We start from the raw sequence: 22,683 nt of genomic DNA, 5'->3' as shown, positions 1-22,683 counted from the left end.
TGATCTCGTCAGTCTTTCCTGACGCCGAGCTGCCTGATTGGGCAAAACGGAGGCCTGTACTTGGCAAATCCGTGGTGCCCTCATGCGTCAACTCACCCTGGCCGATCGCGGCCAAACCGTCTCCCTCGACAAGGCCGTCGACGATGTAGCTCCGACCTGCCTGGGCGTTGCCCGCCTGGGCAGCCTGCAGACCGCCGGCACCACCTTTACCGTGTGGATGCAGGTGCGCGGCACGTCGTGGGTGGAAGCGAAGGAAGGCCGGTTCCGGCTCCGCCAGGGTGAATGGATCGCGTTCGAGAAGGAATCGCGTCCACTGGTGCAGGCCGGGCGCAACGGTCTGTGCGTGGGCCTGAGCCTGAATCCCGAAGCGCTGCGCGTGCTGGCCGAGATGGCCGACTGTGGCCTCTATGCAGGTCGCGGTCAGATGAGCAGGGGCGACGCCCGCGTCGGACTGCGCCTGTGGCGCGATGCGCTGGCCAGTGGCCTGCCCGCGCCGGCACTGCGCCCGCTGCTGCTGCACCTGGCGGGCCTGCAGCGCAGCCTGGCCGACAACGTGCAGCGTTGCCCGGGCCGCTCGCGCAGCCGCAAGCGCCAGGTGTTCGGCCGCATGCAGCGCGCCCGCCTCTATCTGGAAGGCAACAGCCACCGCGTGGTGCGCATCGGCGAACTGGCTGAACTGACCAACTTCTCCAGCTGGTATCTCTCCAAGACGTTCCAGAGCCTGTACGAGGAAAGCCCGCAGTCGTTGTCCGCGCGCCTGCGCCTGGAACGCGCGGCCGATCTGCTGCGCGACACCGACATGATGGTGGGCGAAGTGGCGGCGGCCAGCGGCTTCGACAATTGCTGCAGCTTTGCCCGTGCATTCCGGGCGCGCTATGGCACCTCGGCTTCGCGTTTTCGTGAAAACGGCGCGAAGCTTCCGCCACAATCAGCAAAGTCTCCGGGTGTCTCGCGCAAATACAGCGCTGCAACGCAATCGTAACGTGCTGGGGTGTTTTAACACGCTGCTAACACGTACCTTGGAGAGATTGATGAACTTCCGTAATCCCGCAGTGCGGCTCGGCCTGCTGCCGGCCGGCATTGCGCTGGCGCTGACGCCGGCGTTCGCTTCCGCTCAGGAAGCTGCTTCCGGCACCACCGACCTCGATCGTATTTCGGTCACCGGTTCGCGCATCCGCGGCGCCAACATGGAGACGCAGCAGCCGATCCTGACGATGACCCGTGAGTCCCTTGAAAAGCAGGGCTTCTCGAGCGTCGCTGACGTGCTGAACAACCTGACCTCGGCAGGCTCCCCGGCCATCTCCCGTTCGGAGTCGCTGGCTTCGGGCGAGAACGTCGGCGGCTACTACGTCGACATCCGCAACCTGGGCGCCGAGCGCACCCTGGTGCTGATGAACGGCAAGCGCCTGGGCGCCACCACCTCGGGCCTGCAGGACCTGAGCCAGATCCCGATGTCGGCCGTTGAGCGCATCGAGATCCTGAAGGACGGCGCGTCCTCGATCTACGGTTCGGATGCCATCGCCGGCGTCGTGAACGTGATCACCCGCAAGAACTTCGACGGTGGCGAAGCCAACGTCTACGTCGGCCAGTACGGCAACGGCGACGGTGACACCGAAACCTACTCGATGACCCTCGGCGCCCGCGGTGAGCGTGGCAGCCTGACCCTGTCGGCCGAGTACAACAAGCAGGATCCGGTGTGGGCCAAGGACCGCTGGTACAGCCGTGACGGCGCGCTGGGTCCGAACTCGACCTCGGCAGACTGGAGCCCGGTCAGCCAGAACAGCAGCTGGTGCAACCCGACCCTGTACAACTGCGCAGACAGCAAGACCGCTGTGTGGCAGACCCTGAACCAGGGCGGCGACCCGAAGAACCCCGCTGACTACCACGAGCTGACTGAAGACGAATACGCCAATGCCAACCAGCAGATGACCCTGCTGACCGGCGTGAAGCGCAAGTCGGTCTATATCAACGGCACCTACGACTTCACCGATTCGATCAGCCTGAACACTGACCTGCTCTACAACGAGCGTCAGACCTTCCAGCAGATCGCCGGCTATCCGTACCAGTCCGCTTCGTCGGACATCAACACCCCGCTGAGCGGCAGCAGTGCCTTCAACCCGGTCGGCCAGAACGTCAGCTTCCGCCGTCGCCTGTGGGAAGTGCCGCGTACCACCGACAGCCAGCTCAAGACCCTGCGCTTCGCCCCGACCATCAGCGGCTACTTCGACTTCGCCGGCAAGACCTTCGATTGGGACGTCGGCGCACTGTGGAACCGCAACGAGTCGATCAAGACCAACCGCGGTGACATGAGCCTGATCGGTGCCCGCCAGGCCCTGGGCGCTTCGTACATCGATGGCAACGGCGTTGCCCAGTGCGGCGTCGCTGGCGTGCTGGACCCGGCGCTGTCGGGCTGCCGCCCGTGGAACCCGCTGCTGCCGTACGGCGTTGCAGGCCAGGGTTCGCTGGCTGACCAGGATCTGCAGGACTTCCTGTTCCCGACCTTCACCACCCGTGGTGTCACCAAGACCACCAGCTTCACCGCCAACCTGGCCGGTTCCATCGTGACCCTGCCGGCCGGTGATCTGGGCTTCGCCATGGGCGTCGAGCACCGCAAGGAAGAAGGCAGCTACGTGCCGGACGCCTTCGCGCAGTCGGGCCAGTCCACCGGCCTGGGGCAGAAGCCGACCCGCGGTGAGTACGATCTGAACGAGGTCTACCTCGAACTGAACGTGCCGCTGCTGGCCGACGTGGCCTTCGCCAAGGAACTGACCCTGAACGTTGCCAGCCGTTACTCGGACTACAGCAACTTCGGTGGCACCACCAACAGCAAGTTCGGCCTGACCTGGCGTCCGATCGAAGGCCTGCTGGTCCGCGGTACCTATGCTGAAGGCTTCCGTGCGCCGACCATCAGCGACCTGTACGGTGGCCTGAGCTCGAGCTTCGAGTCGTACATCGATCCGTGCGGCATCACCGCTCCGGGCTCGGTCAACGGCAACGCAGCGTGCAGTCAGGCCGGCGTGCCGGTGGGCTACACCCAGGTGGGCCAGGCGGGCAAGGTCTGCTCGACCCTGCCGTGCCAGTCGGGTGACCAGTTCATCTCCGGTGCCAACCCGAACCTGAAGCCGGAAACCTCCAAGAGCACCACCTTCGGTCTGGTGTGGAGCCCGCAGTGGGTGCAGGGCCTGGACCTCTCGCTGGACTGGTACAAGTACGAAATCAGCGACATGATCATCGCTGACAGCGTCGACCGCATCCTGCGTGACTGCTACGTGCTGGGCAACTCGGCCCGTTGTGCCGATGTCGTGCGTGCCGATGACGGCCACGTCAGCGCCATTACCTACGGCACCGCCAACCTCGGCAAGATGGAAACCGAAGGTTACGACCTGGGCATCAAGTACCGTCTGCCGGAACTGGCCATCGGTCAGTTCAACATCGACTGGACGACGAGCTACACCGCCAAGTACGACGAGCAGGGCCAGAACAGCGACGGCGACAACATCATGATCGGTCGCGTCGGCGAAGCCGGCCTGTTCCGCGTGCGTTCGAACCTCGGCATCAACTGGCAGTACGGTGATTTCGGTGTGAACTACACCGCCCGCTACTACTCGGGCATGAAGGAAGGCTGCATCGACACCGGTGAGTTCTGGTGCAATGCGCCGGACCACTTTGCCAACGGCGAAGCTGACCCGCTGCGCAAGACCGGTTCGAACACCTTCCACGACCTGCAGGTCAGCTACAAGGCTCCGTGGGATGCCACCATCGCCCTGGGCGCCAACAACGTGTTCGATCACAAGGGTCCGCTGATGTACTCGGCCCCGAACTCGGCGTTCGCCTACTACGGTGGCTTCGATGTGGGTCGCTTCCTGTACATGAAGTACACCCAGCGCTTCTGATCCATCGAAGCGTCGCAACACGCATGAGAGGAGGGCGGACCGATAGGTCCGCCCTCTTTGTTTGTGCGCGGGCCTGGCTGCGCATGAAAAAAGGGCAGGCCCTGCGGCCTGCCCCTCGTTCTCCTCCGATGCCGCGTGGATCAGGCTTCGGTCGGTGCCAGCCCCATCAGGGTGTTGGCGTGCTCGCGCCACTGCGGCAGCTTGTTCAGCACGCCGGCACGCTGCAGGTACTCCTCATCCACCGGTTCGCCGTTGACCAGCGCCAAGGCCACATGCACTGCGCCGGTTACCCAGAAGCTGCGGGTGCTGGCGCGCTGCGGCTGCAGGTGGAAGGCCACCGCTTCGATGATCGGCATCGGCAGGCCCCACAGGCCCAGCAGGTAGGCACCGGCCTCGGCATGGCCTGGGCGCGGGTCGCCGGCCTGCGCCGGCTCGCTGCGCTCGTTGCGCACGCCTGGCAGCAGCAGGCCGATATCGGCCAGCAGGGCGGCTGTAGCACCCAGCTCGGCGCTGGATTCGGGCAGCAGGCGGGCGGCCAGCCGCGAAGCCATCAGTGCACGCTGCTGCAAGGAATTGCGCTCGGCTGTGGACAGCGTCGGCGCGGAGAACACTTCGCTGGCCAGCACCAGGTCGCGCAGCGTGGCCAGACCCAGGCGGGTCACCGCCGTGCGCAGGTCGGCAATGGTGCGTCCCTGGCTGAAGAACGCCGAATTGGACAGCTGCAGTACCTTGGCCGCGATTGCCGGATCGGCAGCGACCAGCTTGGCCACGTCGCCACTGTCGGTGTCGTCGTCGTGTTCCAGCGCCTGGGTCAGGCTCAGGTACAGGTGCGGCGGCGAGGGCAGCTTCTCGATGCGGCCGATGGCGTCGCGCAGGCGCGGGCTGTCCAGCACCTCGCGCAGCTCTTCCAGGCTGGTCAGCGCTTCCAGCAGCACTTCCGGTGCCAGCGGCAACGGCAGGAAGCGGTGGGCCACGCCGATCAGGCGCGCCGGCGGCGGCCGGTTGCCATGCTGGGCATCGACCAGCGCGATACGGATGGTTTCCGGGCGCAGCGTACGGATCTGACCCAGCAATGTGGTTGCATTCAGGTCGGGCAGCTGCGGGCAGACGATGACCGCGTCCACGCCCTGCGCAGCCACCGCAGACATCGCCGTATGACCATCGACGGCGGTCAGCGGCTGCCAGTCTTCCCCAAGATCGGCAATGAATTCGCTCAGCTCAGCCGGCAGGCTGTCTGAATCCCCAACAAGCAGAATACGCACGACACATTCCCCTGGCTGTCTCGACGGCGTGCGCCGATGACGTGTGAAGTGACGCAATTTACCTAATACGGCGCCAACAGTGATGGCCCGCAGTGTTGAAACGTGACCAAGATCGCTCCGGCGCCCTGCACCGGAGCGATCCTGTTCAGGCTCAGGCCTTGCTGTCGAGGTGGCGCTGGTGCGCCTCGATCAGGATCTGCTTGGCCTCGGCCGCGCCACCCCAACCGTCCAGCTTGACCCACTTGCCCTTTTCCAGGTCCTTGTAATGCTCGAAGAAGTGGCCGATGCGTTCCAGCCAGTGGCTGGAGACCTGGGCGATGTCTTCGACATGGGCGTAGCCGTTGAAGATCTTCGAGACCGGCACGGCCAGGATCTTCTCATCGCTGCCTGCCTCATCGCTCATCTTCAGCACGCCGACCGGACGGCAGCGCACCACCGAACCGGGGACCAGCGGCAGCGGCAGGACCACCAGCACGTCGGCCGGGTCGCCATCGCCGCACAGGGTGCTCGGCACGTAGCCGTAGTTGCACGGGTAGCGCATCGGGGTCGACAGGATGCGGTCGACGAAGATCGCGCCGGTTTCCTTGTCCACTTCGTACTTCACCGGCTCCGAGTCCTTCGGGATCTCGATGATGACGTTGATTTCTTCCGGCGGGTTCTTGCCGGGCGAGACGAGTTCCAGACCCATGGTGTGCTCCAGGTGGGGGATGTAGACGGATAGCTCACCATTTTATGCCTTTGCCGGGCGCTGTGCAGGGTAGGGCAGGGCCGACCTTCGTCCAGTCCTCCGGCGCAGCGGCCAGGGCGGGGTTTCCCGATGGGCCCGGTGGTGCCTGCCGGCGCAGGCTGGTTGCCTCATTCCCGAGGAGTACCACCATGCGCTGGATGCATTGCTGTAGCTTTGCCGTGCTGCTGTCTGTCGCCCCTTCGGCGGTGGCCGGCAGCCATGTCGATCTGGTTGATTACCCCACCAGCGAGGCCAACTGGGACCGCTTCTACGATCTGGAAGCGGCCCTGATGCAGGGTTTCAACCGGATCTGCGCCGATACGATCTGCGCCGGGGACTACAGCAATTACCGGGTCATGCAGGTGCGTTGTGCGGTGAAACGGCTGTCCGGCACCGTCACCGGCTGTGCCTGGGTGGTGGCCGCCAGCGAGCTGCGCGTGCACCCCAGCACGGGCGAGGTGGAGGTCGACAACGGTCGCTGGGTCTGCCCGGTTGATCTGCTGCCCGGGGTGCCGGTGGAGCAGTTCCATGCGGCGCTGTCGGGGCCGGAGGGGGGCGAGGGCGCGTTCCCCGGGCTGGGCCGGGGCCTGTTCGATGGGCTGCTGGGCTGCCTGCAGGGCGCCGGTAACCAAGGGAGGCAGGGATGATGCGCTCCCTTCTGCTGATGTTCGGCCTGCCGCTGTGCCTGGCCAGTTTGCCCCTCCTCGCCAGCGACGGCTACGTCGATGCCCGCCTGTATCCGGACCAGGCCAGCGGCTGGCAGCGTTTTGGCGACGTCGAACGCGCGCTCGTGGCCGGCTTCGATGATGTCTGTGGCGACACCTTCTGCGAAGGCGAGTACTACAACCTGCAGGCCATGCGCCTGCGCTGCTCGGTCGAGCGGGCCACGGGGCATGTGGCCCACTGCATATGGACCTTTGCCGGCAGCAACACCTCGGTGAAGGGCGATGGCCGCATCGATGCGGACCTGCGCAGCTATGCCTGCCCGCTGTCGCTGGCCGCAGGCACACCGCTGGAGACGCTGCTGCAGGCCTGGGAAGCCGTTCCCGCTCGGGATTCCATCGATGTGCCGTTGCCCGGTACCTCGCGCAGTGTCTACGACGGTCTGACCGAGTGCCTGTGAGGGCCGGAGGTCCGCAGTAAACGTGACTGATTCGCATTTACGGAGTGGCATGCGCGCCGCCCCCGTACCTCCCGTCGCCCGCGCATGCCTTCCAATGCCGCCACCCTCACCGAACTGCTGATCCGCGAACGGCCGGCGCTGCTGCGCAGGGTGCAGCGCATCCTCGGCGGCGACAGTGGCGCCGAGGATGTGATCCAGGCAGTCTGGCTCAAGGCCCGTGGCGTCGATAACCAGCAGAGCATCGACAACCCCCGGGCCTACCTTTACCGTCTGGCCATCAACCTGGCTACCGACCATGGCCGCGAATCGACGCGCCGCAACCGTCTGCTGGCCGAGCACTACCTCTGGCAGGAGGAGGACGAGGTGTCCACCGAAGAACAGGTGATGGCCCAGGACGAGCTGCAGCGCGTGCTGGACGCGGCCGGACATCTGCCCGAGCCCACCCGCACCATGTTCCGCCTCAACCGGCTGCAGGGCCTGACCCAGGCCGAGATCGCGCGCCGTCTCGGCGTATCGGTCACCACGGTGGAAAACCATGTGCGCAGCGCCCTCAGCCGGCTGGCATGGGCGCGCGACGGGCGATGATCCATCATCCTTGGGGCCCATGGCACCACGAGCGTCTTGATCCATGGGGCGCGATGCGGCCCCGTCCTTCCCACCGCGCTTGACCGCACCCGCCCGCCAGCCGATGAGCCCGCACTTCCCCACCAGCGCCCACGCAGATGACCCCGTGGCGGAACAGGCCCGGGCCTGGGTCGTGTTCCTGGCCTCGGGCGAGCACAGCGATGCAGGCATGCAGGCCTTCGAGCACTGGCTGGCCCAGCCGGCCCATCGTCGTGCCTTCGAACACGAGCGCCGGCTGTGGCGCAGCCTCGGGCCCTCGCCCTTGGCGCCAGCCACCGCAGTGGCGTCGTCGCCAGCGGCGGGTCGCCCGCGCCGGCGTAACCTGCGCTGGGCCGCCGCTGCCGCCGCCGTGGTGGCACTGCTGGTGGCCTGGCCGGATGCCTGGCTGCGCCTGCAGGCCGACCATCGCAGCAACCACCATGTGCAGGTCGTGCAGTTGCCCGACGGCAGCCGCGCGGTACTGGACGCCGACAGCGCGATTGCCGTGCGTTTCGATGCCCATGCGCGCCGCATCCAGTTGCTGCGGGGCCGTGCCTGGTTCGAGGTGACCGCCGATGCGCAGCGGCGTTTCAGCGTGGCCGCCGGCAACGGCGTGGTCGAAGACATCTCCACCGCGTTCACCGTTGCCCGCCACGGCGATACGGTGGAAACCGAAGTGGGGCAGGGCTGTGTGCGTGTGGCCAATCCGATGGATGGCGGATGGACCTATCTACAGGTGGGCCAGCGCGCGATGTATGGCGCGCACAGCGGGGTGACCCGCCTGGCGGATGTGGCCGCCGACCGCGTCGGTGCCTGGCGCCAGGGGGAACTGCTGCTGGACGAGGCAACCGTGGTCGATGCGGTACGCGATGTGGGCCGCTACCGGCGTGGGCCGACCTTCGTGCGCGGTGATCTGTCGGGACTGCCGGCGGTCAGCGCCGCGCTGCGCATCGACCAGCCGGAACAGGCGCTTGATGCCCTGGCGGCCACCGCTGGCCTGCAGGTAACCCGCCTGCCGCTCGGCGTGGCCATCGTCCACCGGTAGATCCACGCCATGCGTGGATGAGCCGCACGCATCGCACGTAATCGGTGAATCTGCCTTGGGGTTGCGCCCACCCCATTCGTCTTACCCCACGAACGTACCCGCCGCCGCCACGTACGTCGTTGTGTCCGCGCCTGCGCGGATGACGCCGCGCCTGCGGCTCCGTTCCCCTCACAGGTTTCCCATGTCCGACTTCCGTCGTCCGGGCCGCGCGCCGCGCCCGTCCCATCTGTGCGTCGCCCTGCTGGCCGCCGGCCTGGCCAGCACCGCCCCGACCGTTCTGGCCCAGTCCAGCACGGCCGCACCTGCCGCCCTGCTGCGCTTCGACATTCCCGCCCAGCCGCTGGATGCCGCACTACGCACCTACATGCGCCAGTCCGGCGTACAGGTCGCCTATCCGGCCACCCTCGGCAACGGCGTCACCTCGCAGGCGGTTACCGGCACGCTGTCGGCCAGTGATGCCCTGTCGCGCCTGCTGCAGGGCAGTGGCCTGGTCGCGCGCCGCGTCGGCAACGATGCGGTCACCCTGGAAGCGGCGCCGGCCCAGGCTGGCAGCGGCGTCATCGTCACCGACACGCTCAGCGTGTCCGGCGAGCACATCGAAGGTGGTGCGGTCAGCGATGAAGCGCGGCTGCTCGACAGCTACCGCAGCGTCGGTTCGACCACCACGATCACCCGCACCCAGCTGGAACGCTTCCGCGGCACCTCCAATGGCGACATCGTCAAGGGCATCGCGGGCGTCACCGCCGGTGACCCGCGCGTGGGCAACGGCTTCGACGTCAACATCCGTGGCATCCAGGGCCAGAGCCGCGTACCGGTCATCATCGATGGCGGCCAGTCGAGCATGGACACCTACCGTGGCTACGCCGGCCAGTCGCAGCGTACCTATCTGGACCCGGACCTGATCTCGCGGCTGACCATCACCAAGGGCCCCAGCCTGCAGGCCAACGCGTCTGGTGGCATCGGCGGCGTGGTGGAAATGGAAACGCTGAACGTCGATGACGTCCTGCGCGAGGGCCGCGATGTCGGCGTGCGCGTGCGTGGTGGCCTGGCCAACGGCAGTGCCAACAACCTGCCGGGCTATGACGCTGCACCGCGCACCCACCGCGACGCCACCGGCAGCCAGTTCTTCAACGTCGCTGCGGCCGGCCACTGGGATCGTTTCGATCTGGTTGCCGCCTATGCGTACCGCGACAACGGCAACTACTTTTCCGGCAAGCACGGCTACGACGACTTTCCGCAGACCCGTCGCACTCTGGCGCCGCTGAACCCGCCGCAGACCGAGGTGTTCAACACGTCCTCGCGGTCGAAGTCGGCGCTGCTCAAGGGCACCTGGCGCATCGATGATGCGCAGACCCTGGAACTGGGCTACCGTCGCTATGAAGGCACGGCCGGCGAGATCATGGCCTCGCAGATCATCCGCGTGGACCGCGACCGCGTGCCGCAGTGGGACCCGGGGCACGTCGACATGGACAGCTACAGCGCGCGCTACCGCTTCAACCCGGACAGCGACAAGGTCGACCTGCGCATCAACGCCTGGTACACCGACGCCGACAGCGTGATGTACAACAGCCTGACCGGCATCACCCCGTGGTACTACGACCGTCGCACCGAGTGGTACGACGCACCGAGCTTCAGCGGCAACCCCGGCTACAAGGACGCCTACCGCAACCCGCTGCGGCAGAAGCGCTTCGGCCTGGATGCCAGCAACACGTCCATCTTCGACACCGAGGCGGGCCGCTTCACCCTGGATTACGGCCTGTCCTACAGCGATGAGGACATCGCGCCGGGCAGCTCCGCGCCGATCATGCACGACGACCTGGTCAACAACCGCTTCCTGCGCAACGCCGAGCGCAAGGAATACAGTGCCGTGGCGTCGCTGAAGTGGGCGCCGGACGAACATTGGGAAGTGCAGGCCGGGGGCCGCTGGAACCGCGTGGACGTGCACGACCGCAACCGCCTGGCCACCCCGGACCAGTACGAGGTGAAGGGCCAGTACCGCTACACCGAACTGCTCAACGGCGATCCCAATCTGCCGGCGTGGCGTGCCAAGCGCATCGCGCTGCTGAACTGGTACCCGGATGCCAACGGTGAATTCACCCAGGCTTCGCTGCTGGCCTCGCCCTATGAGCGGGGCACGGTGGCCGACATCGCGGGATGGAATTTCTACGACGCCGATGATGCCGAAGACCTGGAAGTGCCGGTCAGCTGGACCTGGTCCACGCCGATCCGTCGCCGCGACAGCGCGTTCTCGCCGACCGCCAGCGTCGCCTTCCGCTTCAGCGAAGACAGCATGGTCTACCTGAAGTATGCCGAAGGCACCAAGCTGCCGAGCCTTTTCGAGACCACCCTGGGCCTGTTCACGGCAGCCAAGCCGGTATCCGAACTGAAGCCCGAGCGTGCGCGCAGCTGGGAACTCGGTGCCAGCACCCTCCACCATGACCTGTTCACCGCCGGCGATCGCCTGGCGCTGAAGCTGGCCTACTTCGATACCCGCATCGACGACCTGATTACCCGCGACTACCGCACGCTGTCGGCCGGCCTGATCCGCAACGTCGACCGGTTCAAGGTGTCGGGCCTGGAGTTCCAGTCCAGCTATGACAGCGGCACGCTGTTCGCCGATCTTTCGGCCCACTACTACTTCAAGGCCAAGACCTGCGCGCCGGATATCGCCGCCGAGCGTCGTGCCTATGGCGCGCAGCGCAGGATCGAAGAACTGGCCAACACGCCCGACTGCGTCGACGGTGGCTTCGAGGGGTCGTACTCCAACACGCAGAACCCGCCGCGCTACATGGTCAACCTGACCGCGGGTTCACGCCTGTTCGACGAGCGGCTGACCTTCGGTACCCGCGTGGTCCACAACGCCGGGCCGATCAGCAAGCTGGACAAGGAATGGAACGTCGGCCTGTCGGCGATCCAGCAGCTGTACCGGCCGACCACCCTGGTGGACGTGTTCGCCAGCTGGAGCTTCAACGACCAGCTGTCGGTGGAAGCCAACGTCGACAACCTGACCGACCGCTACTACCTGGACCCGCTTGCCCTGGGCGTGATGCCGGCCCCGGGCCGCACCGCGCGCCTGGCGTTGACCTGGAAGTATTGACCGGCCATCCACGCATGGCGTGGATCTACTGACAGACCGGTAGCGCCGGGCCATGCCCGGCGGATCACGCAGCGGAAACGGTAGCGCCGGGCCACGCCCGGCGGATCACGCAGCAGAAACCGTAGCGCCGGGCCATGCCTGGCGTTACCAATTCCGTGCTCAGCGCCCGGTCGCAGCCTTCACCGCTTCCTCGTGCAGCGCTTCATTCAGCTCGTCCACCACCGTGCTCCAGGCCGCATCGGCCTGCAGCGATTCGGCCAGGAACTGCCGCTGTGCATCGCTCCAGTACGGGGCATCGGCCACGGCCACTTCGGTGGGCAGCTGGTGGTCGGCGATGAACCGGGCAATGGCCTCAGCGCCGGCGTCCAGCCCCAGCTGCAGGAACAGGTTGGTCATGCTCGGTTCGGTGGTGATCATCTGAAACTGCCTGGCAGGGGAAAGGTAAGCTGCATTATCAACGCATGCCGCCTTGGGGGAAGCCCCTCGCGGTACGTCTCATCACCGACGCTTCCCCTGGCACTTCCCGATGACCGCAACAACTTCCCCCGACGACAGCCGCAGCGTGCGCTTGAAGGCCGCCACCCGTGACAGCCATGGTGCCCTCGACAAGCGCATCATGGCCGGCGACATCTTCGCCGACCGTGGCAACTTCGCCCGCTTCCTGCGCGTGCAGTACCGCTTCCACCGCAGCATCGACGCGCTGTACGCCAGCCCGGCGCTGGACCAGCTGCTGCCGTCACTGCACGAACGCCGTCGTCTGCCCCAGGTCCGCAGCGACCTGCAGGACCTGGAACAGACTCTGCCGGGGCAGGACATCGCCCCGCTGGAGGCGGACCTGCCGCTGCCGGCCGCGCTGGGCTGGCTGTACGTGGCCGAAGGCTCCAATCTGGGCGGCACCGTGCTCTACAAGATGGCCGCCGCACTGGGCCTGGACCGTGATTTCGGTGCCCGCCACCTGGCCGCGCACCCCGATGGTGCCGCGCGCCACTGGCGCGAATTCACCGCGGCGCTGGACGCGGTGCCGCTGTCGGCCGAACAGGAACAGCAGGTGATCGACGCTGCCGACGCGGCTTTCCGCAGCGTGCACGGCCACGTCGAAGTGGAATTCGGCGCATGAGCGGCCGCCGCTGATGCGCTGGCTCTGGTTCGCGCTGGGCTGGCTGATGGTCGGACTGGGTGTGATCGGCGCGCTGCTGCCGGTGATGCCCACCACCATCTTTCTGATCCTGGCGGTGGGCTGTTTCGCCCGCAGTTCGCCGACGTTCGAACAGCGCCTGCTGGCCCATCCGCGCTATGGCCCCCCGCTGCGCCTGTGGCGTGAGCAAGGGGCGGTATCGCACAAGGGCAAGGTCTTCGCCAGCGTCGGCATGGCCGTAGGTTTCGCCTTGTTCTACTGGGGCGCGCAGCCCTCCTGGCGGCTGCTGCTGGGCGTGGGCCTGTTCTTTGCGGTCAGTGCCGGCTATGTGCTGAGCCGGCCGGCACCCCGGCTCGACCCCACGCCGCTGGTGGACCTGGGCGATGCCGAAACGCGTGCGGCGCGACGCCGCGCGTCTCCCTCCGATGCTGATGGAACCCCCGACGATGCTGCCTGCTGACCTCACGCCCCTGGCTACGCCCGCGCTGACGCCGTGGGGCATGTATCTGGCCGCCGATGTGGTGGTCAAGGCGGTGATGATCGCGCTGGCCGCCGCGTCGTTGGCCACCTGGACCGTGCTGCTGGCCAAGGGCTGGGAGTTGTCGCGCCACGCGCGCGCGCTGCGTGCGGCGCGTGCGCGGTTGCTGGAGACACCCAGCCTGCCGGTTGACGATGTGGATGCCGTGCTCGCCGAAGGCACTGCCGCCGCAATGCTGCACGCGGCCCGCAGCGAACTGCGGCTGTCGCAGGATCTGGCGTGTCGCGATGGCATCAAAGACCGGGTTGCTTCGCGTCTTGACCGGCTGGAACTGGAAACCGCCCGCATGCAGCGGCGTGGCATCGGTGTGCTTGCCAGCATCGGTGCGGTCGCCCCGTTCGTGGGCCTGTTCGGCACCGTGTGGGGCATCATGAACAGCTTCATCGGCATCGCGCACAGCAACACCACCCACCTGGCCGTGGTTGCACCGGGCATCGCCGAGGCGCTGCTGGCCACCGCGCTGGGGCTGGTCGCGGCGATTCCAGCGGTGCTGGTCTACAACCACTTCAGCCGTGTGCTGGCGGGATTGCGCGGGCTGCTGGGTGATCTTTCGGCGGCCGTGCAGCAGCTGGTCTCGCGTGATCTTGATCGTGCCGCCACGCGCGCACCGGCCAGCGCCCTGCGCGCGGTGCACTGAGCGACGACCATGGCGATCAGGACCGCATCCGACCGCGATGACACGCCCGAAGAGGCGCACGAGATCAATGTCACACCCTTCATCGATGTGATGCTGGTGCTGTTGATCATCTTCATGGTGGCCGCGCCGCTGGCCACCGTCTCGGTGCCTGTGCAGCTGCCGGCCAGCAGCGCGCAGGCCACGCCCAGCGAACAGGCCCCGGTGTATGTGACCGTGCAGGCCGATCTGTCGCTGCGCGTGGGCGAACAGCCGGTGCCGCGCGATGGGCTGGGTGTTGCACTGCAGTCGGCCACGCACGGTGATGCGCAGCAGCGCATCTATCTGCGCGCCGACCAGCGCGTGCCGTATGGCGACCTGATGGCGGCCCTCGATGCCCTGCGTGCGGCGGGTTACCTGAAGGTGGCATTGGTGGGACTGGAGCAGGGCGCGCGATGAGCACGCTGCGGCGCTGGGCGACCAGCCTGGCGATCGTGCTGCTGGCACACGCGCTGCTGGTCTGTGTGGTGTGGTGGTGGCATGCGCGCGCTGCGCCGGTGGCTGCCGTGGCCCCGCCCGCGGCGCTGATGCTGGAGCTGGCACCCGCCGCGCAGGCACCGCCGGCACCGCCGCGTGCGCTGCCGACCGGCCCCCTGCAGCAGGAGCAGCAGCGTCGCGAGAGCGTGCCCGAGCAGGTGCCCGCGCCGAAGGTGCCACCGCAGCCGAAGGGCGACCTTGTGCCGAAGCCGCCGGTGCCGGCCAGCGCCGAGCAGGACAGCGCCGACGCCACGGTCGACCGCACCACGGCACCGCCGGAGGTGGCCGCCGAAGCCTCGAACCGTTATGCGGCGCAACAGACCACTGCGGGCGAGCGCAGCCGCGCCAATGCGAGCTGGCAGGGCCTGCTGCTGGGCCATCTGCAGCAGCACCGCCGCTATCCGCGCCAGTCCGAGCGGCTGCGCCAGCAGGGCGTGGTGTATGTGCGGTTTGCCGTGTACCGCGACGGGCGCGTGTCCAGTCCACGCATCGAACGCGGCAGCGGCTTCGCCCTGCTCGACCAGGAAACGCTGGACACCGTGCAGCGCGCCAGCCCGGTGCCGGTGCCGCCGGCCGAGGTGCCCGGCGACCCGGTGGAGGTGATGGTGCCGGTAGCGTTCTACCTGCGCGGGCGTTGACGGCTTTTTGTAGCGTCGAGCCTGCTCGACTGCTCTTGTAGAGCCGATGCCATGCTCGGCTGCCTGTGCGGCGGCAGCCGGGCCGGATCCCGTTCCGCAGGGAACAGGCTCTGGCCCCGCCGCGTGGATCTACAGCAACGGCACCAGCAGAAGCGCCACGATGTTGATGATCTTGATCAGCGGATTGATCGCCGGGCCGGCGGTGTCCTTGTACGGGTCGCCGACGGTATCGCCGGTCACCGCAGCCTTGTGCGCCTCGCTGCCCTTGCCGCCGAAGTGGCCGTCTTCGATGTACTTCTTGGCGTTGTCCCAGGCACCGCCGCCGGTGGTCATTGAAATGGCCACGAACAGGCCGGTGACGATCGTGCCGATCAGCAGGCCGCCCAGCGCACGCGGCCCCAGCAACAGGCCGACCACCACCGGCACCGCCACCGGCAGCAGCGAAGGCACGATCATTTCGCGGATCGCCGAGCGGGTCAGCATGTCCACCGCCTTGTCGTACTGCGGCTTGCCGGTGCCCTGCATGATGCCGGGGATCTCGCGGAACTGGCGTCGCACTTCCTCCACCACTGCTCCGGCGGCACGTCCGACAGCTTCCATCGCCATCGCGCCGAACAGGTAGGGAATGAGGCCGCCGATCAGCAGGCCGATGATGACCGTGTGGTCGCTGAGGTCGAAGCGGAACTCCTGGCCGGGGTTGGCGGCCTGCAGGTTGTGGGTGTAATCGGCGAACAGCACCAGCGCCGCCAGCGCTGCCGAGCCGATGGCATAGCCCTTGGTCACCGCCTTGGTGGTGTTGCCCACTGCGTCCAGCGGATCGGTGATGTCGCGGATGTCTGAAGGCAGCTCGGCCATCTCGGCGATGCCGCCGGCATTGTCGGTGATGGGGCCGTAGGCATCCAGCGCCACGATCATGCCGGCCATCGACAGCATCGCGGTGGCGGCGATGGCGATGCCGTACAGGCCGGCCAGTGCATAGGCGCCCCAGATCGCCGCGCACACAGCCACCACCGGCAGTGCGGTGGATTTCATCGAGATGCCCAGGCCAGCGATGATGTTGGTACCGTGGCCGGTGGTCGATGCCTGCGCCACGTGCTGCACCGGCGTGTACTGGGTGCCGGTGTAGTACTCGGTGATCCACACGATCAGACCGGTCAGCACCAGGCCGATCAGCGCGCAGCCGTACAGCGCCAGGGGGCCATGCACGTTGTCGTTCATCAACCCGGTGGTGATCGGATAGAACGCAATGGCCGCCAGCACGCCGGACACGATCACCCCCTTGTACAACGCGCCCATGATCGAGCCTCCGGGCTTTACCTTGACGAACAGCGCGCCGATGATCGAGGCGATGATCGACACCCCGCCGAGCACCAGCGGATACAGCACCGCATTGGCGCCGGCTTCGCTCAGCATCAGGCTGCCCAGCAGCATCGTGGCGATGACAGTGACCGCATAGGTCTCGAACAGATCGGCCGCCATCCCGGCGCAGTCGCCGACGTTGTCACCGACGTTGTCGGCGATCACTGCCGGGTTGCGCGGGTCGTCCTCGGGAATGCCGGCTTCCACCTTGCCCACCAGGTCGGCACCGACGTCAGCGCCCTTGGTGAAGATGCCCCCGCCCAGCCGTGCGAAGATCGAGATCAGCGAGGAACCGAACGCCAATCCGACCAGTGCATGCAGCGCCTGTTCCATCGGCAGGCCCAGACGCAGCAGCAGTGCGTAGTAGCCGGCCACGCCCAGCAGGCCCAGCCCGACCACCAGCATGCCGGTGATGGCACCGCCGCGGAAGGCGACGTCCATCGCCGCGCTGATGCCATGGCGTGCGGCCTCGGCGGTGCGTACGTTGGCGCGTACCGAGACGTTCATGCCGATGTAGCCGGCAGCACCGGACAGCACTGCGCCGACCGCGAAACCGATTGCCGTATACCAGCTGAGGAAGATGCCGACCAGTACGAACAACACCACGCCGGCCACGCCGATGGTCAGGTACTGGCGGTTGAGGTAAGCACGCGCGCCTTCCTGGATCGCCGCAGCAATGGCGACCATGCGTTCATTGCCGGTGGGTTGGCGCAGGATCCAGCGCGCCGAGACGATTCCGAACAGGATCGCGAGAATGGCGCAGCCCAGCGCCAGTGACAGCCCATGACGTTCCAGCATCAGACCCCTCCGCAGAATGGATGGTGAGCATCCAGTGGCGATGAACGGCACCACGAGGGGGACGACGGGCTGCAGCTTGCAACCAACCCGTACCGACCGAGGCGGTCGTCCGACGTATGGCGGTGTTCAGCATTCCCTGGTGGCCGCAGTATGCGTCCGTCCGCGACCGGATGGTAGCGCCGGGCCGCGCCGCATGACCCGTGGGCGCCCTCCAGATGAACGCATCGCCATGCGCGCGGGACCCGCCGCCGGTCCATGGGCATGCTTTGAGAGCCACAGACCTTTGCACCCCGTTAAGCCAATCTCTGCAAGCCTGCGCACAGTCCTGAAGGAGATCCCCCATGCGTCTGTCCCTGCTGATGCTTGCCGCGCTGGCCCCGGCGTTGCCGGCCGTCGCTGCGGAAACCCCTGAGCTGCAGCGCGCCGTCGGTGCACCACAGGCGGTGGGCGCGGTGCACACGCTGCGACAGATCCCCGAGGCGTGTGCGCGCCTGGAGGGTGCATTCACCGGTCAGGCCGCCGAGCCGTATCGCTTCTCTGCAGTGCGCACCAGCGAACAATGCCAGCCACGCGCGCGCTTCGTCGACTACACCAAGGCCCAGCCGAGTGCCGACAAGGGCTGGAAGCTCAACGACGTGATCCGCGTGCCCAGCGCCGCGTGCCCGGCCCAACAGGCGGTGGTGCGGGTGTGGCGCCTGCCGGTAAGCAACACCCAGGCATTGGATGGGCAGGGCCAGTCGCGCATCTATCTGGAAGACGCGAAGAAGCAGGCGGCCGCCGGCAGGATCCCGCAGGTGACGATGTTCGCCGCGCAACTGCAGGTGGAAGGCAAAGCCTGCCATTGATTGCAGGTGGGTGCCGACCGTTGGTCGGCACTTGATGCCACATCCACGCATGGCGTGGATCTACTGGAGCCTGCCTTGGTCGGCACTGGCTTTCAGCCTTCGAACGCGGGCAGCTTCTGCTTCACCGCCACGTTCTTCAGCGTGACATATTTCGGCAGGCCGTCAGTGCCATAGGGTAGAGGTGCCTCGCCCTTGATCAGCGGCGACAGGTAGGCGCGCGCCTTGGCGGTGATGCCGAAGCCATCGCGGCGGATGAAGCCGGCGGGCATCTTCTTCTCGTGGTTGGCGATCTTCGCCAGCGGCGCGGCCTCGATCTTCCAGCGATAGGGCACATCGCTGCTGCGCACGATCACCGGCATCACCCCGTTCTGGCCCTTCAGTGCCAGCCGCACGGCGGCCTTGCCCACTGCCTGCGCCTGTTCCCAGTCGGTCCTGCTGGCCAGGTGCCTGGCCGAGCGCTGCAGGTAGTCGGGCAGGGCCCAATGCACCTTCAGGCGCAGTTGGTCCTTGACCCGCCCGGCCAGGTGTGCGGCAACGCCGCCCAGCTGCGAATGGCCGAAGGAATCCTTGCCGCCACCGGCATCGGCGACGAAGCGGCCATCGGCAGTGGCGATGCCTTCGGAGGCCACCACCACGCAGTAGCCCACGCGTTCCACCACGGCCTTGACCTTGGCCAGGAAGGCGGCCTCGTCATAAGCGCGCTCGGGCAGCAGGATGATGTGCGGGGCCTCGTCCTCGCCGTTGCCGGCCAAGCCGGCCGCAGCGGCCAGCCAGCCGGCGTGGCGGCCCATCGCCTCGTAGATGAAGACGCGGGTAGAGGTCTCGGCCATCGCCGCCACGTCCAGCGCCGCTTCGCGCACGGAGACCGCAGTGTACTTGGCGGCTGAACCGAAGCCCGGGCAGGTGTCGGTCACCGCCAGGTCATTGTCGATGGTCTTGGGCACGCCGATGCAGGTCAGGTCGTAGCCGGACGCCTTGGCCAGCAGCGAGACCTTCAGTGCGGTGTCGGCCGAGTCGTTGCCGCCGTTGTAGAGGAACCAGCGCACGTCGTGGGCGCGCAGCACGTCCAGCAGGCGGTCGTATCGGGCACGGTCAGCCTCCAGCGATTTCAGCTTGACCCGGCACGAACCGAAGGCACCGCCCGGGGTGTGGGCCAGGGCGCGGATGGCAGCGGCACTCTCCTTGCTGGTGTCGATCAGCTCCTCGCGCAGGGCGCCGAGGATGCCGTTGCGGGCGGCCAGGACCTTGATGCCCTTGGCCCGGGCCTGCTCGATGACCGCCGCCGCCGTCGCGTTGATGACCGCGGTGACGCCGCCGGACTGGGCGTAGAGGAGGGTACCGTTGCGCATGCTTCTACCTGCTCTGGGAGGGGGACATTGCAGTGACATTACCCGGATGCGCTAAAGTGGCGCTATTGCGGTGCAGCGATACCGGTCCGTCCGGTGCGCTAACCTTCTTTGTTTTCAACACGTTGGAGTCAGGTCAATGCGATTGGTTCTGTTGGGACCGCCCGGTTCGGGCAAGGGGACGCAGGCGACGCGCCTGAAGGAAAAGCTGGGCATCGCCCATATTTCGACCGGTGACATGCTGCGCGCGGAAATCGCCGCGGGCTCGGAGCTGGGCAAGCAGGCCAAGGCGGTGATGGATGCCGGCAACCTGGTGTCCGATGACATCCTGCTGGGCATGCTGGAATCGCGCCTGACCCAGGCCGATGTCGCCAAGGGCTTCATTCTGGATGGCTACCCGCGCAATGTGGCCCAGGCCAATGCGATGGACGCCCTGCTGGCCAAAATCGGCCAGCCGCTGGACGCGGTGGTGCAGCTGGTCGTGGCCACCGAGCTGCTGGTCGAGCGCATCGCCGGCCGCGCGCAGGAACAGGGTCGCGCCGATGACAACCCCGAAGCGGTGCGCCAGCGCCTGCAGGTCTACAACGACCAGACCGCCCCGGTGGTCGATTTCTACGCCGGCCGTGGCACCCTGGCCCGCGTCGATGGCGTCGGTGAGCTGGACGAGATCGAAGCCCGCATCCTGGCGGCGATCAAGGGTTGATGGCGGTCGGCCGGCCGCGCGCCGGCCACCGTAGCGGTACAACGAAACAGGCCTGGTCCTTGCGGACCAGGCCTGTTTCGTTTCATAGGTGCCAGCGATGAGCTTGCTCAGGGCTCCGCAGCATGAGCTCCCTTGGGGATGGCCTCTTGGGGAGTAGGACCGGTTCGGGTACTGCGGCTGGCATGCTGAATTGTGTACGGGTTCACATACCTGCGCTATCGGGATATCCCTTACAGCCGATTGGAGTTTTCTCACAAGCGGTGTAGGACTTGTCTGACCCAGGCCGCTGGCAATGGCCCTATACAGCCTTGATCGGTCACAATCTCCGGTCATGAGCAGCGTACATATCCTTGCAATCGCCGGCACCTTCATGGGCGGCGTGGCGGCCCTGGCGCGGGAACTGGGCCATACGGTCAGCGGCAGCGACCAGGCCATCTATCCGCCGATGTCCACCCAGCTGGAGCAGCTGGGCATCGTCCTGGACCAGGGCTACCGCGCCGACAGCGTGCCGCCGGACACCGCCGAGGTGGTGATCGGCAACGCCCTGTCGCGCGGCAACCCTGCCGTGGAAGCCGTGCTTGACGCTGACCAGCGCTACATTTCCGGCGCGCAGTGGCTGTCCGAGCAGGTGCTGCCGGGCCGCGACACCCTGGCCGTGGCCGGCACCCATGGCAAGACCACCACCACCACCATCCTCACCTGGTTGCTGGAAAGTGCCGGGCGTTCGCCGGGCTTCCTGATCGGCGGCGTGGCCGAGGATTTCGGCGTGTCCGCCCGCCTGGGCCAGGGCCGGGAGTTCGTGGTCGAGGCCGATGAGTACGACACCGCCTTCTTCGACAAGCGCAGCAAGTTCGTGCACTACCGGCCGCTGGTGGCCATCCTCAACAACCTCGAATACGACCACGCCGACATCTTCCCGGACGTGGAAGCCATCGAGCGCCAGTTCCACCACCTGGTGCGCACGGTGCCCGCGCGCGGCCGCCTGATCGTCAATGGCGAGGACGCGCACCTGGCCAAGGTGCTGCAGATGGGCTGCTGGACCCCGGTCGAGCGCTTCGGCTTCGACCCGTCGCTGGAATGGCATGCCGAGCTGCTGGCCGCCGATGGCAGCGCCTTCCGCGTGCATCACCGCGGGCAGGCGCTGGGTGATGTGCACTGGTCGCTGCTGGGCCGACACAACGTACTCAACGGCCTGGCCGCACTGGCCGCCGCACATGCGGTGGGCGTGGCCCCGGCCGAGGTAATCCCGGCGCTGGCCCGCTTCCGCAGCGTCAAGCGCCGCATGGAAGTGATCGGCAGCCACGACGGCATCACCGTCTACGACGACTTTGCCCACCACCCCACGGCGATCGCGACCACCCTGGATGGCCTGCGCGCCAAGGTCGGGCAGGCGCGCATCGTGGTGGCGATGGAGCCACGCAGCAATTCGATGCGGCTGGGCGCACACGCGCAGGCACTGGCGCCGTCGCTGGCGCTGGCCGATGAGGTGGTGTTCCTGCACCGGCCGGAACTGGCCTGGGATGCAGCGGCAGTGATCGCCGCCGTGCGCGGCCAGGCCCATGCCGTGCCCGACACCGACGCACTGCTGGCGCAGCTGCAGTCCAGCGTGCGCAGCGGCGACCACGTGGTGTTCATGTCCAACGGTGGCTTCGACGGCGCACCGCGCCGCTTCCTCGCCGCCCTGCAGGCGCGATGAGCAGCGACGTGTCGCTGCCGCTGTTCCCGCTGCACACCGCGCTGGTACCCGGCGCGGCGGTCGGCCTGCGGGTGTTCGAATGCCGCTACCTGGACCTGGTGCGCGATACCGGCCGCAACGGCGAAGGCTTCGGCGTCTGCCTGATCCTGGAAGGACAGGAGGTGGGGGAGCCGGCCACACCAGCGGCCTTCGGCGTACAGGTACGCATCGAGGATTTCGATGTCGGCGCCGATGGTGTTCTGCAGCTGCGCCTGCGTGGCACGCGTCGTTTCCATGTCGAGCGTACCCGCGTACGTGACAACGGCCTGGTCGTGGCCGACGTGCGTTGGTGCGAAGAAGACCCCGATGACGAACTGAAGCCGCAGCATGCGCTGCTGGCCACGGTGCTGGGGCACATCATCGAACAGGCCGGCGAGGCCTACGCGCCGGCCAGCCCGGCGCTGCTGGACCAGGCCAGCTGGGTCGGCTGGCGGCTGGCCGAACTGCTGCCGCTGGCCGAGCGGCAGCGCCTGCAGCTGCTGCAGATGGACGACCCGCATCAGCGCCTGCAGCAGTTGTTGGGCTGGATGCCGTAAGCGCCATCCACGCATGGCGTGGATCTACGGGGACGGCCATCCACGCATGGCGTGGATCTATGGGAACGGCCATCCACGCATGGCGTGGATCTATGGGAACGGCCATCCACGCATGGCGTGGATCTACGGGAACGGCCATCCACGCATGGC

At 67.2% G+C, this 22,683-nt stretch carries 21 protein-coding genes; 16 read left to right on the top strand and 5 right to left on the bottom strand.

Annotation, left to right across the window (positions count from 1 at the left end; genetic code table 11):
• Positions 1-82 precede the first annotated feature (82 nt).
• Positions 83-982: a helix-turn-helix domain-containing protein gene (locus ACQKDV_RS02030; protein ID WP_427782126.1), complete on the top strand. Its 900-nt coding sequence runs from the start codon at positions 83-85 to the stop codon at positions 980-982.
• Positions 983-1,031: 49 nt separating this feature from the next.
• Positions 1,032-3,893 carry a TonB-dependent receptor gene (locus ACQKDV_RS02025; protein WP_427782125.1) on the top strand — a complete coding sequence of 954 codons (2,862 nt, stop codon included), beginning with the start codon at positions 1,032-1,034 and terminating at the stop codon, positions 3,891-3,893.
• A gap of 140 nt (positions 3,894-4,033) precedes the next feature.
• Here ACQKDV_RS02025 and ACQKDV_RS02020 read toward each other — a convergent pair whose 3' ends face one another.
• Positions 4,034-5,155 (bottom strand): HDOD domain-containing protein, encoded by a 1,122-nt coding sequence (locus ACQKDV_RS02020; protein WP_427782124.1) that lies wholly within the window; start codon positions 5,153-5,155, stop codon positions 4,034-4,036.
• A gap of 151 nt (positions 5,156-5,306) precedes the next feature.
• Positions 5,307-5,843 (bottom strand): inorganic diphosphatase, encoded by a 537-nt coding sequence (ppa, locus tag ACQKDV_RS02015; RefSeq protein WP_427782123.1) that lies wholly within the window; start codon positions 5,841-5,843, stop codon positions 5,307-5,309.
• 218 nt (positions 5,844-6,061) lie between these two features.
• Between ppa and ACQKDV_RS02010 the strand changes: the two genes are divergently transcribed.
• From ACQKDV_RS02010 to ACQKDV_RS01990, 5 genes are all read left to right on the top strand, one after another.
• On the top strand, positions 6,062-6,529 hold the full coding sequence (locus ACQKDV_RS02010; RefSeq protein ID WP_427782122.1) for a hypothetical protein: 468 nt from the start codon (positions 6,062-6,064) through the stop codon (positions 6,527-6,529).
• The gene (locus ACQKDV_RS02005) at positions 6,526-7,005 is read left to right on the top strand and encodes a hypothetical protein (protein ID WP_427782121.1); all 480 of its coding nucleotides are present in this window, start codon (positions 6,526-6,528) and stop codon (positions 7,003-7,005) included. The genes ACQKDV_RS02010 and ACQKDV_RS02005 overlap by 4 nt, the downstream gene beginning before the upstream one ends.
• Positions 7,006-7,089: 84 nt before the next feature.
• Positions 7,090-7,590, top strand: coding sequence for an RNA polymerase sigma factor (locus ACQKDV_RS02000; protein WP_427782120.1), 501 nt, complete (start codon positions 7,090-7,092; stop codon positions 7,588-7,590).
• A 103-nt stretch (positions 7,591-7,693) separates the two neighbouring features.
• The gene (locus ACQKDV_RS01995) at positions 7,694-8,653 is read left to right on the top strand and encodes a FecR family protein (protein ID WP_427782142.1); all 960 of its coding nucleotides are present in this window, start codon (positions 7,694-7,696) and stop codon (positions 8,651-8,653) included.
• Between the two features lie 181 nt (positions 8,654-8,834).
• Positions 8,835-11,750, top strand: a complete 2,916-nt coding sequence (locus ACQKDV_RS01990; protein WP_427782119.1) for a TonB-dependent receptor domain-containing protein — start codon at positions 8,835-8,837, stop codon at positions 11,748-11,750.
• A gap of 159 nt (positions 11,751-11,909) precedes the next feature.
• On the opposite strand, the gene ACQKDV_RS01985 is transcribed toward ACQKDV_RS01990, so the two are convergent.
• The gene (locus ACQKDV_RS01985) at positions 11,910-12,167 is read right to left on the bottom strand and encodes a DUF2789 domain-containing protein (RefSeq protein ID WP_427782118.1); all 258 of its coding nucleotides are present in this window, start codon (positions 12,165-12,167) and stop codon (positions 11,910-11,912) included.
• A 109-nt stretch (positions 12,168-12,276) separates the two neighbouring features.
• Between ACQKDV_RS01985 and ACQKDV_RS01980 the strand changes: the two genes are divergently transcribed.
• From ACQKDV_RS01980 to ACQKDV_RS01960, 5 genes are read left to right on the top strand one after another with little or no spacing between them, the layout of a single operon-like run.
• On the top strand, positions 12,277-12,867 hold the full coding sequence (locus ACQKDV_RS01980) for a biliverdin-producing heme oxygenase (protein WP_427782117.1): 591 nt from the start codon (positions 12,277-12,279) through the stop codon (positions 12,865-12,867).
• Positions 12,868-12,880: 13 nt separating this feature from the next.
• Positions 12,881-13,345, top strand: coding sequence for a YbaN family protein (locus tag ACQKDV_RS01975; protein ID WP_427782116.1), 465 nt, complete (start codon positions 12,881-12,883; stop codon positions 13,343-13,345).
• The gene (exbB, locus tag ACQKDV_RS01970) at positions 13,332-14,060 is read left to right on the top strand and encodes a tonB-system energizer ExbB (protein WP_427782115.1); all 729 of its coding nucleotides are present in this window, start codon (positions 13,332-13,334) and stop codon (positions 14,058-14,060) included. The genes ACQKDV_RS01975 and exbB overlap by 14 nt, the downstream gene beginning before the upstream one ends.
• Before the next feature lie 9 nt (positions 14,061-14,069).
• Positions 14,070-14,495: a TonB system transport protein ExbD gene (gene exbD, locus ACQKDV_RS01965; RefSeq protein ID WP_427782114.1), complete on the top strand. Its 426-nt coding sequence runs from the start codon at positions 14,070-14,072 to the stop codon at positions 14,493-14,495.
• Complete coding sequence (locus ACQKDV_RS01960; RefSeq protein ID WP_427782113.1) at positions 14,492-15,211, top strand: TonB family protein; 720 nt, start codon at positions 14,492-14,494, stop codon at positions 15,209-15,211. Before exbD ends, ACQKDV_RS01960 begins: the two co-directional genes overlap by 4 nt.
• Positions 15,212-15,340: 129 nt before the next feature.
• On the opposite strand, the gene ACQKDV_RS01955 is transcribed toward ACQKDV_RS01960, so the two are convergent.
• Positions 15,341-17,368 carry a sodium-translocating pyrophosphatase gene (locus ACQKDV_RS01955; RefSeq protein WP_427782112.1) on the bottom strand — a complete coding sequence of 676 codons (2,028 nt, stop codon included), beginning with the start codon at positions 17,366-17,368 and terminating at the stop codon, positions 15,341-15,343.
• Between the two features lie 341 nt (positions 17,369-17,709).
• On the opposite strand from ACQKDV_RS01955, the gene ACQKDV_RS01950 reads away from it, so the two are divergent.
• On the top strand, positions 17,710-18,213 hold the full coding sequence (locus ACQKDV_RS01950) for a hypothetical protein (RefSeq protein ID WP_427782111.1): 504 nt from the start codon (positions 17,710-17,712) through the stop codon (positions 18,211-18,213).
• Between the two features lie 92 nt (positions 18,214-18,305).
• Here ACQKDV_RS01950 and ACQKDV_RS01945 read toward each other — a convergent pair whose 3' ends face one another.
• Entirely contained in the window at positions 18,306-19,562 is a 1,257-nt protein-coding gene (locus ACQKDV_RS01945; protein ID WP_427782110.1) for a 6-phosphofructokinase, read from the bottom strand.
• Between the two features lie 136 nt (positions 19,563-19,698).
• Between ACQKDV_RS01945 and ACQKDV_RS01940 the strand changes: the two genes are divergently transcribed.
• From ACQKDV_RS01940 to ACQKDV_RS01930, 3 genes are all read left to right on the top strand, one after another.
• The gene (locus ACQKDV_RS01940) at positions 19,699-20,262 is read left to right on the top strand and encodes an adenylate kinase (RefSeq protein ID WP_427782109.1); all 564 of its coding nucleotides are present in this window, start codon (positions 19,699-19,701) and stop codon (positions 20,260-20,262) included.
• 331 nt (positions 20,263-20,593) lie between these two features.
• Positions 20,594-21,958: a UDP-N-acetylmuramate:L-alanyl-gamma-D-glutamyl-meso-diaminopimelate ligase gene (gene mpl, locus ACQKDV_RS01935; RefSeq protein ID WP_427782108.1), complete on the top strand. Its 1,365-nt coding sequence runs from the start codon at positions 20,594-20,596 to the stop codon at positions 21,956-21,958.
• Positions 21,955-22,533 (top strand): LON peptidase substrate-binding domain-containing protein, encoded by a 579-nt coding sequence (locus tag ACQKDV_RS01930; RefSeq protein WP_427782107.1) that lies wholly within the window; start codon positions 21,955-21,957, stop codon positions 22,531-22,533. The genes mpl and ACQKDV_RS01930 overlap by 4 nt, the downstream gene beginning before the upstream one ends.
• The last annotated feature ends 150 nt before the right edge of the window (positions 22,534-22,683 follow it).

Source organism: Stenotrophomonas sp. NPDC077659, from assembly GCF_050268705.1.
Taxonomy (GTDB): Bacteria; Pseudomonadota; Gammaproteobacteria; order Xanthomonadales; family Xanthomonadaceae; genus Stenotrophomonas.
Note: the sequence above shows the minus strand (reverse complement) of the source record. Positions and strands in the feature narration are given on the sequence as shown.